The following is a 14,143-nucleotide window of genomic DNA, read 5'->3' on the forward strand; positions in this document are numbered from 1 at the left end:
AAACGGCTGAGCGAGCGCAGTCATCCCGCCGCTTCACATTGTTCCGGAAGGCAGGATCAAGCGCGTCGCGGCATGATCCGAAGAACCTGACAGATCGGCAGGAGAGTGGTCATGGTAAGACGAGAACGACGTGCGCCCCCCGGCCTGTACCGATCAGCTCCCTGCCTGCCCGGGAGTTACGTCGGGCGCCTTGGGTCCTTGATCCTTGTCGGGTAGCGGATCGGCTTGGGATTTCAGGTCGGCGGCCTTGCTCACAAGCTTGGCGGAAAGGTCCGAATCTGAAGTTGTCCTGGCGAATTCAAGAAGAAGAGAGGCTTGCTTGGTGAGGTAGGTTTTGCCCAGCACGATGATGCATCCGTCCGTAGAAGTCCCAACGGACTCTAAGAGTCCGGAAGGCGGTATTCCGTTCCCGGAACTCTGTACAAAAATGCACAAAGTGATCGGGTTCCTCAATTCCTTCAAAATTGGTCCCGTCGGGCCGTGCCGCCGTGGGTTTCGCGACAAGGGCTCCTCGTCAAATGCCCAATGCCTTCAATGCGTTCCCGACGTCACGCGGCGAAGTCACATGCACGGCCGTCAAGCCGCGCGCCCGCGCTCCCTCGATGTTTTCGGCAAGATCGTCGAAGAACACGATGCGCCCGGCGGGTACGCCGATCGCCGCAATGACGTGGTCGAAGGCCTCCGCATCCGGTTTGCGCAAGCCGATGCTGGACGACAAATAGAGCTCGCGGAAATGGCCGAGGAGGTCGGCATATTCCCTTGAGAAATGGTCCACGTGCGGCCGGTTGGTATTGGAGAAAGCGTAGAGCGGCATCTGCTTCGCTGCCCGCGGCAGCAGCTCGGCGATGTCAGGCATTTCGCCGGCGAAAATCGCGTTCCAGCCTTCCAGGAACTGCGCGTCCGAAATGCCGATTCCGAGCGAGGCTCGCAATGAGGCGAAATAGTCCTCATCGCTGATCTTCCCCATCTCGTGCAAACGATAGGCTTCGCTGTCCCGCACATAGCGCGCGACGAGGGATTCGGGCTTGCAGCCGGCATGTCCCGACCAGCAGGCGATGGCCTTGGAGAAATCGATATCGAGCACCACGCGGCCGAGATCGAACAGAAGCGCATCCGCGCTGCCGGGAGAGAGCGATGTCACCTGCATCCTTTCACTCAGTATCGATATGGCTCGTGATCGAACAGCGGAAACGCGCTGAACACGCTGGGCGCGTTGGTTGCGGTCGCCTGGTGCAGGCAGGATTTGTTGACCTCGGCGAACGAGGTCGCACCCAAGAGGCCGAGGCAGCGCAGCACTTCGTCCTCGAGCAGCTCCAGCATGCGCGCCACGCCGGCTTCACCGGCCGCCGCCAGCGCCCAGCATTGCAGCCGGCCGATGCCGACGAGGTCGGCGCCCGCCGCGATCGCCTTGACGATGTCGGTGCCGCGACAGACACCGCCATCGACCATGATCTTGGCGCGGCCGTTCACGGCGGCGACGATCTCGGGCAGAACATGCATGGCGCCGCGACCGTGATCGAGCTGACGGCCGCCATGGTTGGAGACGTAAATCCATTCGACGCCGTGATCGATCGCGATCAGCGCGTCCTCCGGCGTCGCGATGCCCTTGAGGATCAGCGGGATCTTGAACTTGTCCTTGATCATCTTCACCGTCCGCCACTCCAGACCCTTCTGGTAATCGCCGCCGGTGGCGCGCAGGCGGCTCTCGCGAACGTAGCGCTTGGCGATGTCACGTTCGCGACGGCTGTAATGAGCGGTGTCGACGGTCAGGCAGAAGGCGGCATAGGCATTCTTCTCGGCTCGGCTGACGACGTCGGCGACGAACGCGTCGTCGCCGCGCACGTAGAGCTGGTAGAGGCGCAGCGCGTCGGGCGCAGCTTCGGCGGTCTTTTCGAGGCCGGGCTCGGACACCGAACTGAGCATGTGCGCTGCACCGAAAGTGCCGCAGGCGCGCGCTACGCTCGCCGCACCATCCGGGTCGAAGATCTCAAGCGCGCCGACGGGGGCGAGCACGACCGGCAGGCGCATCTTGCGGCCGAACTGCTCGACCGAACCTGTGACCTTGCGGACATCGCGCAGCACGCGCGGGCGGAAGGCGATCTCGTCCAGCGCCATGCGGTTGCGACGCATCGTGGTCTCGGTCTCGGCCGCGCCGACGATATAATCCCAGGCATTCTGGTTGAGGTTGGAACGCGCTTTCCGGATGAATTCATGCAGATTCTGGAACGGCTCGGTGCTGGCGCCGAGCTCGACGTTCCTTTCCGCTTGGATGCGGGGTGCTTCGTTCATTGTTATCCTCCCGAGAATTTGAAGCCTTACCTCATCGCCTAACCCGTCCGCGTCGCCAAAACCATCCTAAAATGGCATGGCTGCAAGGCGTGGGCCGGCCGGCCGTCCCGCTGCGCTCATACCGGGTCCTCCAACGTTGCCGAAAGTTTAGGTCCGGACGAAGGGATTTTTACGGGGTACCCGCCGGCGTGGCATCCCGGCCTTGAAGAAACCGGAATGGTATTGTGAGAAGCAGGCTGGATCGCCATTTGGATGGCGGCTCCCCAGCCCCACCGAACCGCGAAGCAAAAAGGCCAGCCTATCCATGCGGAAAACCCTGCTGTTTCCACTGGGCGCGCTCACTGGAGCGTGTCTGACCCTTTTGGTAGCCAGTCCGCATGGCGGCGTATGGGCGGCACGGGCGGCAGCGAGGGCGGATGACGCCTATTCCAAACTCAATTTGTTCGGCGAAGTGTTCGAGCGGGTGAAGGCGAGCTATGTCGAGAAGCCCGACAATGCCAAGCTGATCGAAGGCGCGATCACCGGCATGGTGACCTCGCTCGATCCGCACTCGCGCTACATGAACGACAAGGCCTGGACCGAGATGCAGGAGACCACCTCCGGCGAGTTCGGCGGGCTCGGCATCGAGGTCACGATGGAGGAAGGGCTGGTCAAGGTCGTCTCGCCGATCGACGACACGCCGGCGTCCAAGGCCGGCATTATGTCGGGCGACCTCATCAGCAAGATCGATGGCGATGCCGTGCAGGGCATGACGCTCGAGCAGGCCGTCAACAAGATGAAGGGGCCGGTCGAGACCCAGACCAAGCTCACGATCGTGCGCAAGGGGGCCGACGCCCCGCTCGACGTCGCGATCAAGCGCGAGATCATCCATGTGCGCCCCGTGCGCTTCCACGTCGAGAATGGCGATATCGGCTATATCCGCGTCACCTCGTTCAACGAGCAGACCACCGACGGCCTGAAGAAGGCGATCGCATCGATCTCCAAGGACGTTCCGCCGGAGAAGCTGGTGGGCTACGTGATGGACCTGCGCAACAATCCGGGCGGATTGCTCGACCAGGCCGTGTCGGTGTCGAGCGCGTTCCTGCAGCGTGGCGAGGTCGTCTCGACCCGCGGCCGCAATCCGGAAGAGACCCAGCGCTTCACCGCGCATGGTGGCGACCTCACCAAGGGCAAGCCGCTGGTGGTTCTGGTCAATGGCGGCTCGGCCTCGGCCTCGGAGATCGTGGCCGGCGCGCTGCATGACCACAAGCGCGCCACGCTGATCGGCACGCGCTCGTTCGGCAAGGGCTCGGTGCAGACCATCATTCCGCTCGGCACCGGCAACGGCGCGCTGGCGCTGACCACGGCGCGCTACTACACACCCTCGGGCCGCTCGATCCAGGCCCAGGGCATCGCGCCCGACATCGAGATCCTCCAGGACGTGCCGCCCGAGCTGAAGGGCCGGATGGACACCATGGCGGAGTCCCAGATGCGCGGCCATCTCCAGGCGGCCGATGGCACCGAGCAGACCGGATCGCAGTCCTATGTCCCGCCGGAAGCGAAAGACGACAAGGCCCTGCATACGGCCTACGACTTCCTGCATGGCCAAACCGCAAATGCCGTCGCCGCCAAGCCGGCGCTGAAGGCTGCGGTGCCGAACTAGCCTAGGTCCTCGCGACGGTAAGGTATTGATCGCCCGGGAACGGATAGCCGTTCCCGGGCGAACTTGTTTCGGGACGCTGTGTCAGCTCGGGTTCATGGCCGCGAAGGTGGCCTCGTAGCAGCCGTCGCGCTCGGCCCAGCGCCGGGCGCGATCGCGCGCGACCAGCACCTCGCCGCCGGGATGGACCCGCGACTCCAGCAATTGCATGACCTCAGCGATATAGGCGGGAAGCGGCATCGCGCGCGTATCGCTCGCCTGTTGCGAGCCTGTGAGCCCGGTCTGCACATAGGGCGGTGCGAGCTCCAGCACTTCGACGGGGATCTTGCGAAGCTGATGCCGCAGCGACTGGAGCCAGGAGTGCAGGAACGCCTTGCTGGCACAATAGGCCGGGAAGTCGGCGCGCGGCACGAAGGCGAGGTTCGAGCTGGTCGCCATGATCGTCGCGTTCGGTTGCCCTTTCAGGAGCGGCAGGACCGCCGCGGTGACGCGTAGCACGCCCAGAATGTTGGTCGCGACGATGGCTTCCGCGTCCGCGGCATCCCAGCCGTCTGCCGTTATGTCCTCCGGCCGCGAGATGCCGGCGTTGGCAATCAGCACGTTGAGCTCGGGAAAGCTTGCGCGGATCTCGGCCGAGAGGCGCGGCAGGCTTGAGGGATCGGCGAGGTCAAGCGTCAGGCCGATCAGGCCCGGGCGTTCAGCGGTGATCTGATCGAGCAAGGACTGCCGTCGCCCGGTAACGATGACGCGATTGCCGCGGTCGTGGAAAGCCTCGGCCAGTGCGCGGCCGATGCCGCTGGTGGCGCCGGTGATGAGGATCGTGTTGCCGGTCATCTTCATGGTTGCTGCCTTTCGGTGGAGGTGAAGGCCACGGCAATCCAGGAAAACCCCGGCGGCGAGCTATCCGGCGCGACAGCAACATCCAGGCGCGGATAAGCCGTGCCGGAAATGACGTCTTGAACGGGAAAGCGTCCGCAAGCTGGGAGCGTGATGGCATGACCGTGGCGTCTCGTGAATCGAGATCTCCCAGCTGGGATCCTCTCGACAAAGGACGCGTTGGATGACGGTAACGCCTACGGCAGCGCCAGAGGAGCTGCGAGGGCGGGATAGCTTGGCGGGTCACCACGGTCAAGTCCTCACGGGCCGACGGCTCAAGAGCTATGGCCGTTCAAATTAATCAAGCGCTCGGTCTCAACTGTGTGATGGCGACGCCGGAGATCGCGAGCAGCCCGCCGAAAATCAACTTTGAGGTCATGTGTTCGCCAAGGAACATCACGCTGGACGTCAAGGCGAACCCTGGAAGCAGCAAACCGAAGGGTGCGACGCGGCCCATGGAGCAACGCCCGATCAGCCAGAACCATAGGCCAAACCCGACAATTCCCCCGATAAAAATCGTGTAGGCGAGCGCCAGCCAACCACGTCCATCCGCAGTAACGAGGCTCGCGAGTTGTCCATGTTCAAGGAGCAGCGACATCACCATGACTTGCGGCACCGTGAGCAGCGAGGACCACCCCATCAACATCAGGGGATCAAAAGGCCCGTAGCGTTTCGTCAAGACGTTGGATATCGCGAATGCAAAGGCTGCCCCGACCACGAGCAGCAGTGGAAGCGTGTTTGCGGACACGCCGGGCTCCACCGCCAACATGACCACACCGACGAATGCAAGCACTACTCCAGCGGAAGTGGTGAGAGATGGCCTCTCCGCGAGCAGCGGCCAAGCTAACAGGACCGTGAAGGGCGTGGCGAGTTGATAGGCGACGGCCGACATGCTGCCCGAGCCGAGCCCGAGGCCGACATAGAAGAGACCGAAGTTCAGCCCACCGAGGAAAAGCGAAATTGCTGCGATCGGGCCGAGCTGCCGACGCGTGGGCCGTTTGACGAAGGGAGCGAGCAGCAGCGCGATGGCCAAAAAGCGCAGCGCGAGGAAGAAGAGAGGGGGAAACTCCGTAACGCCCACTTTGATGGCCACGAACTGGTAACCCCAGAGCAGGGGGACGGCCACCGCACAGACGATCTGGATGGCCGACATGACATTCTTCCTTTCAAGACCGTTCGGTCTATATTTCGACGCGCCAGCAGCGGAAGCGGCCGAAAACCTGATAAAACGGTTGTCTACCTGATGAAGCGGTCGAGGAGAGCGTCAGCGGTGGCTTGTGACGTGATCCGCGTCGATGCCGCCTTGCCGACGACGCGCAGCCCCTCGACGAAACAGACGAGAATTTTCGCGGCACTTGAATGCTCGACGGCATCGGCCAGCTTGCCCGCCGCCTTCGCACGGGACAGTGCATCAGCCACCCTGGCCTCCATGGCTTTGAAAAAGCTCCCGATGCGGCGGTCAACTTCGGCGTCACGGCCAGCCAGCTCCATGGCTGTGGCCACCAGCAGGCATCCGCGTCGGCCATTGGCGCCGCTCGTTCGGTCAACGTAGCCGGCGAGGTAGGCGCGCAGGCCGTCGACCGGATCTCTGCGGGGGTCGAGTTCGACATCCATGCGTGTCAGGGCATCGGCGATGTAGCGATCAAGCGCACGCAAGAACAGCGAGTGCTTGTCTCCGAAAGCCGCATAAAGGCTGCCGCGCGAGAGCTTCGTCGCACGAAGAAGGTCCGGTAGGGCCGTTGCGTGATAACCGCGCGACCAGAACACGCCCATCGCCCGCTCGACCGCGGCTTCCACGTCGAAACTTCGGGGACGGCCACGGGGCAACTGCACAGGGATTTGGCGACGCATTCCCGATATATAGACCAATTGGTCTATAATTCCAAGTGGGCACCCTTGTCCCGTGAGCTGACGTTCCCGCGTGTGTGGAAGTAGATCCCTAGCTTGCCTCGCGGCGACGGCTTTCGTTGCCGCCGCGCTGGGCGAGACGGCTGCGATGAGCTGCGAACAGCTCAAGCACCTTGTCGGCGGGTTTTGCGGCGCTGAACAGATAGCCCTGCATCTCGGAGCAGCCGAGTGCGCGCAGCAGACGCTGCTGCTCCTCGGTCTCGACACCCTCGGCCGTGGTGGTCATGCGGCGGGCGGCCGCGAGATTGACGACGGCCTGCACGATGCTGGCGGAGCCGTCGGGGCCGGCGATGTCGTTGACGAAGCAGCGGTCGATCTTGATCTTGTCGAACGGGAAGCGATGCAGATAGCTCAGCGAGGAGTAGCCGGTGCCGAAATCGTCCAGCGCGATGCGGACGCCGATGGCGCGGAGTTGATGCAGGACCGCAAGCGCGGTGTCGTCGTCGCGGATCAGCACCGCCTCGGTGATCTCGAGCTCGAGCCGGCTCGCCGGCAGATTGGAGGCGGCAAGCGCTGCCATGATCTTCAGCGCCAGCGTGCCGCTCTTGAACTGCACCGGCGAGACGTTGACGGCGAGGCGGATGTCGTCAGGCCAGTTCGCCGCGTCCCGGCAGGCGGTCGCCAGCACCCATTCGCCGATTTCGTTGATCAGGCCGGTGTCCTCGGCAATCGGAATGAACTCGGCCGGCGAGACCATGCCGCGCTCGGGATGGCGCCAGCGCACCAGCGCCTCGCAGCCGGTGATGCGGTCGTCCTTCAGGCTGAGGCAGGGCTGGTAGTACACCTCGAGGCCGCCTTCGCGCCCGCCTTGGGCGATGGCGTGGCGCAGGTCGATCTCGAGCTGCCGCCGCTCGTGGACCTTGGCGTCCATCTCTGGCTCGAAAAAGCGATAGGTGCGGCGCCCGGCGGCTTTGGCGGCGTACATCGCCATGTCCGCGTTCTTCAGGATCTGGTCCAGCGCCGTTCCATGTTCCGGCGCCAGCGCGATGCCGATGCTGGCGTCGGTGGCAAGATGATGTCCCATGCAGTCGAACGGCGCGCGGATGGCTTCGAACACGCGCGCGACGAGCTCGTTGACCTGATCCAGCGATGTCACCGCGCTCTGGACGATGGCGAATTCGTCGCCGCCGAGCCGCGCCACGAAGTCCGCCGGACCCGCACACCGTTGGAGGCTCTGCGCAACCGACTTCAGAAGCTCGTCACCGACGAGATGCCCGAGCGCGTCGTTGACGCCCTTGAACTCGTCGATGTCGATGTAGTGCACCGCGAGTTGTTCGCCCCCGGCGACGAGATCGAGTTCCTGACGCAGATGCTCGTGGAACATGGTGCGGTTGGGCAGGTCGGTCAGCGCGTCGTAGTGAGCGAGATGGGTGATGCGCTCCTCGATACGCCGGCGCTCCGTGATGTCCTCATGCGTCGCCACCCAGCCGCCGTCCGTGAGCGGTTCGTTGACGATCTGGATCGAGCGGCCGTCGGAGGTGTCGACCACCATGGAATTGCGCAGATGGACGTCGCGCAGGACCCGTGCGACATACTGGTCCAGATCGCCGGTGAACGAGCCGGTGGCTTTGCGGTGCGCAATGATGTCGTGGAAGCTGCAGCCGGGTCTCACGATTTCGGCCGACAGCCCGTACATCTCGATGTAGCGCTGATTGCAGATCACGAGCTGCTGCGCGGCGTCGAACAGCAGCAGACCCTGAGTCATGTTGTTGACGGCGCGGTCGAGACGCTGCATTTCCAGCGTCAACCGTTCCCGCGAAAGACGATGCTGCTCCAGGAGCTTGCGTACGATCGCGATCAGCACGCCCGCGATGGCGAGCGCGGAAGAGGCGGCGACCGAGATCAGGATGCCGATCTGCTCGCGCCAATCCGTCAGTGCCGTCGCGCGCGTCGTGGTGGCCATCATCAGGATCGGGAAGTGAGGCAGGGCGTGTGAGGAAATCAGCCGGTCCTCACCGTCGACGGGGCTGATGAAGCGGCCGGCAAAATGGTCGAGCCCGAAAACCTTTTGATGTGCGAACGGGCCGTTCTTGAAATTGCGCCCCATCAATTCGCTGGAATGGGGATAACGGGCGAGCATGGTGCCGTCCCGGTGCAGCATCGAGATCGTCGCGCTTTCGCCGAGCACGGCGGACTCGAAGAATTTTTCGAAATTTGCCGGCTCGATGCCGCGTCCGACCACACCCATGAATTCGCCGTTCGGTCCAACGACCTTGCGCACGATCAGGATGGTCCAGGCGCCGGAGATGCGACTGTAAAGTGGTTCGATCAGGACGTCGGGAGCGTCGGGATCGTATCGGAAGGTGCGAAAATAGGCGCGATCGGCAACGTTCACGTTCGGGGCGGGCCATGCCGACGACGAATTGATCAAATTGCCTTCGGCATCGATGATATTGACGCCGCCTATGTAGGGCAGTGCCTCGATCTTCGAACGCAGCATCCGGTGGAGGTCCTGGCCGGCGAGGCGTTTGCGATAGTCCGCCGCATTGGTGATGCTGCTCGCGCGGACGTAGTCGACGAAATCCTTCTGGATGACCGCGAAATCCTGCAATTGCTGGTCGAAATGATGGGCCAGCATCAGCACGGTGTTTTCCAGTTCGCGGCCCGCGTTGCGCAGCGCACGTTCGCGGAAATTCTCCGCCATCAGCGTCGCGCCGACGGCGATCGCAGCGATCAGCAGCGTGCCGCCCACCACCAGCCAGCGGATCGGTCCGCTGCGCACGAAGGCCTGGTCAAAAAGGCGACTGCCGAATCCCGTCATCATGATCGATCGTTGCGTGCACACGTCAGGGTCAATCCTTGACCCCTGAAACATCCGTTGGTTTACGGGAACGGAGTGGAGGCGAAGTTAGCAAGCTGGGTTAATGCGCCGTGAACGGGGGCTCGCAAAAGCAATCAATATGCGGGCGCGCCGGCATCGGGCTTGCGATCATCCGTGGTGAACGGCCCGCGCGGCAAGCTCAATGCAAAATTCGGCTCGATCAGCGCGTCGCTGAAGTAGCAGCGGCAATCAGACGCGGTAATGGCCGGATTTGCCGCCGAGCTTCTCGACCAGGTGGATGCCTTCGATGCGCACGCCGCGTTCCACCGCCTTGATCATGTCGTAGATGGTGAGGCAGGCGACCGAGACGGCGGTGAGCGCTTCCATCTCGACGCCGGTCGGGCCCGTGACCTTCACGCTGGCGCGGACGAGGCAGCCAGGCAGCGTTGCGTCGGGCTCGATCTCGACCGTCACCTTCGACAACGCGAGCGGATGGCAGAGCGGGATCAGCTCCGAGGTGCGCTTGGCGGCCATGATGCCGGCGATGCGGGCGGTGCCGAGCACGTCGCCCTTCTTGGCGTTGCCGGACACGATCAGGTCAAGCGTCGCCCTGCTCATGACGACGCGTCCTTCCGCGACCGCGAGCCGCTCGCTCGCGGGCTTGTCCGACACGTCAACCATCCGCGCCTCGCCGGAGGCGCCAATATGGGTGAGGGCAGGGCCGGTCTTGGTCGGTTTGGCCTTTGCGGATTTACGCGCCATCAGTTCGTACCTGTGGCGCGCGCGGTCTCGCGCTCCAGCAGCGTGCGCGTCGCAGCGGTAACGTCGGCTTGCCGCATCAGGCTCTCGCCGACCAGGAAGGTGGACATGCCGACGCGCTCGAGGCGGGCCAGATCGGCGGGCGTAAAGATGCCGCTCTCGCCGACCATCAGCCGGTCGCCGGGGATCAGCGGCGCCAATGTTTCGCTGGTCGCAAGCGTGGTTTCGAAGGTGCGCAGATTGCGATTGTTGACGCCGATCATCGGCGAACGCAGCTTCAGCGCGCGGTCGAGCTCGGCGCGGTCGTGGATCTCGATCAGGACGTCCATGCCATAGGCGATGGCGGCATCCTCGAGCTCTTTGGCCGTGGCATCATCGAGCGCCGCCATGATGATCAGGATGCAGTCGGCGCCGTGCGCGCGGGCCTCCGCTACCTGATAGGTGTCGAACATGAAATCCTTGCGCAGCACCGGCAGTGACGCTGCCGCGCGGGCCGCCACCATGAAGTCGAGATGGCCCTGGAACGAGGGCGTGTCCGTCAGCACCGACAGGCAGGCGGCGCCACCGGCCTCATAGGCACGGGCAAGCAGCGGCGGATCGAAATCGGCGCGGATCAGGCCCTTTGACGGCGAGGCCTTCTTGACCTCCGCGATCAGCGCGTAGTCGCCATTGGCGTGCTTGGCCCTGATCGCGCGAACGAAGCCGCGCGGTGCTGCTTGCGCCCTGGCCTTCGCTTCCACCGCCGACAGCGGCTGCGCGCGCTTGGCCGCCGCGATTTCCTCGCGCTTGTAGGCTTCGATCTTGGTCAAGATGTCCGACATGTCAGGCTCAGCCGTTCGAGACCGCGATCAGATGTTTCAGCCGCGCGCTCGCCGCGCCGCTGTCGAGCGATTTTGCGCCGATCACGACACCTTCCTTGAGATCCCTGGCACGCCCCGCTACGACCAATGCGGCAGCGGCGTTGATCAACGCGACGTCACGGTAGGGGCTCGGCTTGCCGTCGAGCACGCCCTGCAAGGCGATCGCGTTGGCGTCGGCGTCGCCGCCTTTGAGTTCACCGGCGTCGCAGCGCGGCAGGCCCGCGTCCTCCGGCGTCACCTCGAAATTCCGGATCTCGCCATTGTGGAGCGCGGAGACGAAGGTCGGGCCGGTGAGGGTGATTTCGTCGAGGCCGTCGGAACCGTGCACGACCCAGGCGGATTCGGAGCCAAGGTTCTTGAGCACTTGCGCCAGCGGCTGCACCCATTGCCGGGAGAACACGCCGACCATCTGCCGCTTCACGCCGGCCGGATTGGACAACGGACCGAGCAGGTTGAAGATCGTGCGTGTCGCAAGCTCCACCCGGGTCGGGCCGACGTTCTTCATGGCGGGATGATGGGAGGGAGCGAACATGAAGCCGATGCCGCATTCGCGCACGCAGCGGCCGACCTGCTCCGGCCTCAGATCGATCTTCACCCCGAGCGAAGCCAGCACGTCGGCGGCGCCCGAGCGCGACGACAGCGCGCGGTTGCCATGCTTGGCCACCGGCAGACCGGCGCCCGAAACGATGAAGGAGGCGCAGGTCGAGACATTGACCGAGCCGGAGCCGTCGCCGCCAGTGCCGACAATGTCGACCGCATCCGCGGGCGCATCGACCGTGAGCATCTTGGAGCGCATGGCCGAGACCGCGCCGGTGATCTCGTCCACGGTCTCGCCGCGCACCCGCAGCGCCATCAGGAGGCCGCCCATTTGCGATGGCGTAGCCTCGCCGGACATCATGGCGTCGAAGGCGGAGGCCGCTTCGTCACGCGACAGGCTGGCGCCGGTCGCCACTTTTCCAATGATCGATTTCAGGTCGTCCATCGCGTGCTTTCAACTCACTGGTTCGCGCCGGTCACCTGCGCGAAGGCGGCCTGATTGATGCTGGTTCCGATGTCTGTTTCAAGCTTGTTCACGTAGGACGCGACCTGCTCCTCGGTCTGCGCGCGGTCGAGACTGTCCTTCAGCTTCTTGACAGCCTCGGAAGCGGCATCGACCGTGGGATCGATGATCTCGGTGACGCGGAACACGATCACCTCGGTGCCGCCTGTCACTGCCGTCTGCCCGACGCCGTCCTTGGCGACGCGGAAGGCGGCCGACACGACCGTTGCGGGAACGCTGGCGGGCGAGTCGTCGCGCTTGAAGCCGGTGGCGGTCTCGACCTTGGCGCCGATCGCGGCTGCTTCGTCGGCGAGCTTGCCGCCGGATTCGAGCTTCTGCACCATCTCGGTCGCCTTGGCCTTCAGCTTGGTCGCGATCTGGTCCTGGCGCCAGCGCGCCTCGACCTGGTCGCGGACCTCATCGAGATTGCGGTCGCGCGACGGCGTGATGGCAAGCACGTCGTACCAGACATAGCCGCCCTTGAAAGAGATCGAGTCATTGTCGACGCCGACATCGGTGTTGAAGGCCTGCGACACCACGTCGAGGCCCTGCGGAATGCCGGAGACCGGCTGGCCGCTCGGGGCGCGGCCGGAACGGTCGACGGCGTCGATGGTTACGGCGGTGAGCCCGAGCTTCTGCGCCGCGTCGATCACGCTGGCACCCCCGCCGCGTTCGTCTTCCATCTTGTCGCGGAGATCGGCGACCTTGACGCGCGCACGCTCGGTGGCGATCTCGCGCTTGATGTCGGCGGCAACGCTCGCGTAGTTCGCCTCAGTGCCCGGCTCGATCTTGTCGACCTTGACGATCGACGTGCCGAGACGGCCCTGGATCGGCTGGCTGATTTCACCGGCGGGAAGCGCGAAGACGGCGTCTCCAACCGCGGGATCGAGCGAGGATTTGGTCACGAGCCCGAGATCGACGTCGGACGCGCTCAGTCCGCGCTCCTTGCCGAGGTCCTCGAACGACGTCCCGCTGGTGAGCCGCTCGCGTGCGGTCTGCGCCTCGGCGGCGTTGGGGAATACGATCTGCTGGATCTGGCGCTTCTCCGGCGTGCCGAGCCGATCCTTGCGCTGGTCGAACGCTTTCTTGGCGTCCTCGTCCGACACCTCGCTCCACTTGCCGATCTCCTCCGGCGAGACCACGACGAACGCGATCTTGCGATATTCGGGCGCGCGGAACTGGACCTTGTGATCCTCGAAATAGGCGGCGAGCGCCTCGGGCGAGGGCGCGTCGATGGTGCCTGCCTGGGCTGCGTCGAGCCTGACGAATTCAATGGCGCGCTGCTCGTTCTGGAAGCGCGTCAGCACGTCGAGCATCGCCTTCGGCGGCTCGAGGCCGGCACCGATCGTGCCGGTGATCTGCCGACGCAGCGAGACCTTGCGCTGCTCCGAGACGTAGCGCTGCTCGGTATAGCCGAAATTGCGGATCACGGACTGGAAGCGGTTCGAATCGAAGTTGCCGCCGACGCCCTTGAAGTTCGGGTCGTTCATGATGAGCTGGCGGATCTGGTCGTCGGACTGGCCGAGCCCGAGCCGGCGCGCCTCTTCGTCGAGGGCGGCTTCCGCGATCGTCTGCTGGAGCACCTGACGGTCGAGGCCGAAGGCGCGCGCCTGTTCAGGCGACAGCGGCCGGCCGAACTGGCGGCTGATCTGCTGCAGGCGATCGGTGTAAATCTGGCGGAACTCGTTCAGCGAAATTTCGGTGCCGCCGACCTTGGCTACGGTGGATTGCCCAAAGCCCTTGAAGATGTCGGCAATGCCCCAAACGCCGAAACTGATGATCAGCACGCCCATCACAATGGCCATAATGGTCTTGCCGAGCCAGTTTGATGAGGCCTTGCGCATTCCTCGAAGCATTTGGTCCAACTTGTTTGGCAGGAGGGGAACGGGAGCGCGTCTTAATGCAGATTCCGCAAAAGCGCGTCACCAAATTGATCAATCATCATAAAGTGGTGGCTTTCCCCCCGCAACCTCGGGTCCGGCAGGCTTTCGATCCCTGCGGTTAAAAGCCCC

At 64.2% G+C, this 14,143-nt stretch carries 12 protein-coding genes; 1 reads left to right on the forward strand and 11 read right to left on the reverse strand.

The window, feature by feature from the left end; all coding sequences use genetic code 11:
• Positions 1 to 153: 153 nt before the first annotated feature.
• From AC0L3P_RS02795 to AC0L3P_RS02805, 3 genes are all read right to left on the reverse strand, one after another.
• A complete protein-coding gene (locus tag AC0L3P_RS02795) occupies positions 154 to 345 on the reverse strand; it encodes a hypothetical protein (RefSeq protein WP_275171251.1) in 192 nt (63 codons plus the stop codon).
• Between the two features lie 169 nt (positions 346 to 514).
• Positions 515 to 1,147 (reverse strand): HAD family hydrolase, encoded by a 633-nt coding sequence (locus AC0L3P_RS02800; RefSeq protein ID WP_473300923.1) that lies wholly within the window; start codon positions 1,145 to 1,147, stop codon positions 515 to 517.
• Between the two features lie 8 nt (positions 1,148 to 1,155).
• A complete protein-coding gene (locus AC0L3P_RS02805; protein ID WP_473300924.1) occupies positions 1,156 to 2,289 on the reverse strand; it encodes an alpha-hydroxy acid oxidase in 1,134 nt (377 codons plus the stop codon).
• 304 nt (positions 2,290 to 2,593) lie between these two features.
• Here AC0L3P_RS02805 and AC0L3P_RS02810 point away from each other — a divergent pair, with 304 nt between their 5' ends.
• On the forward strand, positions 2,594 to 3,931 hold the full coding sequence (locus tag AC0L3P_RS02810; protein ID WP_354059104.1) for a S41 family peptidase: 1,338 nt from the start codon (positions 2,594 to 2,596) through the stop codon (positions 3,929 to 3,931).
• Positions 3,932 to 4,012: 81 nt separating this feature from the next.
• Here the strand turns inward: AC0L3P_RS02810 and AC0L3P_RS02815 are convergent, their stop codons facing one another.
• The 8 genes from AC0L3P_RS02815 to AC0L3P_RS02850 all read right to left on the reverse strand — a co-directional run bounded on the left by AC0L3P_RS02815 (position 4,013) and on the right by AC0L3P_RS02850 (position 13,987).
• Positions 4,013 to 4,768, reverse strand: coding sequence for an SDR family oxidoreductase (locus tag AC0L3P_RS02815; protein ID WP_354059106.1), 756 nt, complete (start codon positions 4,766 to 4,768; stop codon positions 4,013 to 4,015).
• 337 nt (positions 4,769 to 5,105) lie between these two features.
• Entirely contained in the window at positions 5,106 to 5,957 is an 852-nt protein-coding gene (locus tag AC0L3P_RS02820) for a DMT family transporter (RefSeq protein ID WP_473300925.1), read from the reverse strand.
• 83 nt (positions 5,958 to 6,040) lie between these two features.
• The gene (locus tag AC0L3P_RS02825; RefSeq protein ID WP_354209959.1) at positions 6,041 to 6,655 is read right to left on the reverse strand and encodes a TetR/AcrR family transcriptional regulator; all 615 of its coding nucleotides are present in this window, start codon (positions 6,653 to 6,655) and stop codon (positions 6,041 to 6,043) included.
• Between the two features lie 88 nt (positions 6,656 to 6,743).
• Positions 6,744 to 9,476 (reverse strand): bifunctional diguanylate cyclase/phosphodiesterase, encoded by a 2,733-nt coding sequence (locus tag AC0L3P_RS02830; RefSeq protein ID WP_473300926.1) that lies wholly within the window; start codon positions 9,474 to 9,476, stop codon positions 6,744 to 6,746.
• Between the two features lie 246 nt (positions 9,477 to 9,722).
• Positions 9,723 to 10,235, reverse strand: coding sequence for a cyclic pyranopterin monophosphate synthase MoaC (moaC, locus tag AC0L3P_RS02835; protein ID WP_473300927.1), 513 nt, complete (start codon positions 10,233 to 10,235; stop codon positions 9,723 to 9,725).
• Positions 10,235 to 11,053, reverse strand: a complete 819-nt coding sequence (trpC, locus tag AC0L3P_RS02840; RefSeq protein WP_473300928.1) for an indole-3-glycerol phosphate synthase TrpC — start codon at positions 11,051 to 11,053, stop codon at positions 10,235 to 10,237. The genes moaC and trpC overlap by 1 nt, the downstream gene beginning before the upstream one ends.
• Before the next feature lie 7 nt (positions 11,054 to 11,060).
• Positions 11,061 to 12,074 (reverse strand): anthranilate phosphoribosyltransferase, encoded by a 1,014-nt coding sequence (gene trpD / locus AC0L3P_RS02845; protein ID WP_275171242.1) that lies wholly within the window; start codon positions 12,072 to 12,074, stop codon positions 11,061 to 11,063.
• Between the two features lie 14 nt (positions 12,075 to 12,088).
• Positions 12,089 to 13,987, reverse strand: coding sequence for a SurA N-terminal domain-containing protein (locus tag AC0L3P_RS02850; RefSeq protein WP_354209828.1), 1,899 nt, complete (start codon positions 13,985 to 13,987; stop codon positions 12,089 to 12,091).
• Positions 13,988 to 14,143 lie beyond the last annotated feature (156 nt).

This window comes from Bradyrhizobium sp. WSM4874 (assembly GCF_055811835.1).

Bases quoted from the DNA above. Each gene is read 5' to 3' on its own strand.
- moaC (WP_473300927.1), bottom strand. From the start codon at position 10,235: ATGGCGCGTAAATCCGCAAAGGCCAAACCGACCAAGACCGGCCCTGCC.
- AC0L3P_RS02830 (WP_473300926.1), bottom strand. From the start codon at position 9,476: ATGATGACGGGATTCGGCAGTCGCCTTTTTGACCAGGCCTTCGTGCGC.
- AC0L3P_RS02800 (WP_473300923.1), bottom strand. From the start codon at position 1,147: ATGCAGGTGACATCGCTCTCTCCCGGCAGCGCGGATGCGCTTCTGTTC.
- trpD (WP_275171242.1), bottom strand. From the start codon at position 12,074: ATGGACGACCTGAAATCGATCATTGGAAAAGTGGCGACCGGCGCCAGC.
- AC0L3P_RS02825 (WP_354209959.1), bottom strand. From the start codon at position 6,655: ATGCGTCGCCAAATCCCTGTGCAGTTGCCCCGTGGCCGTCCCCGAAGT.
- trpC (WP_473300928.1), bottom strand. From the start codon at position 11,053: ATGTCGGACATCTTGACCAAGATCGAAGCCTACAAGCGCGAGGAAATC.
- AC0L3P_RS02820 (WP_473300925.1), bottom strand. From the start codon at position 5,957: ATGTCGGCCATCCAGATCGTCTGTGCGGTGGCCGTCCCCCTGCTCTGG.
- AC0L3P_RS02815 (WP_354059106.1), bottom strand. From the start codon at position 4,768: ATGAAGATGACCGGCAACACGATCCTCATCACCGGCGCCACCAGCGGC.
- AC0L3P_RS02805 (WP_473300924.1), bottom strand. From the start codon at position 2,289: ATGAACGAAGCACCCCGCATCCAAGCGGAAAGGAACGTCGAGCTCGGC.
- AC0L3P_RS02850 (WP_354209828.1), bottom strand. From the start codon at position 13,987: ATGCTTCGAGGAATGCGCAAGGCCTCATCAAACTGGCTCGGCAAGACC.
- AC0L3P_RS02810 (WP_354059104.1), top strand. From the start codon at position 2,594: ATGCGGAAAACCCTGCTGTTTCCACTGGGCGCGCTCACTGGAGCGTGT.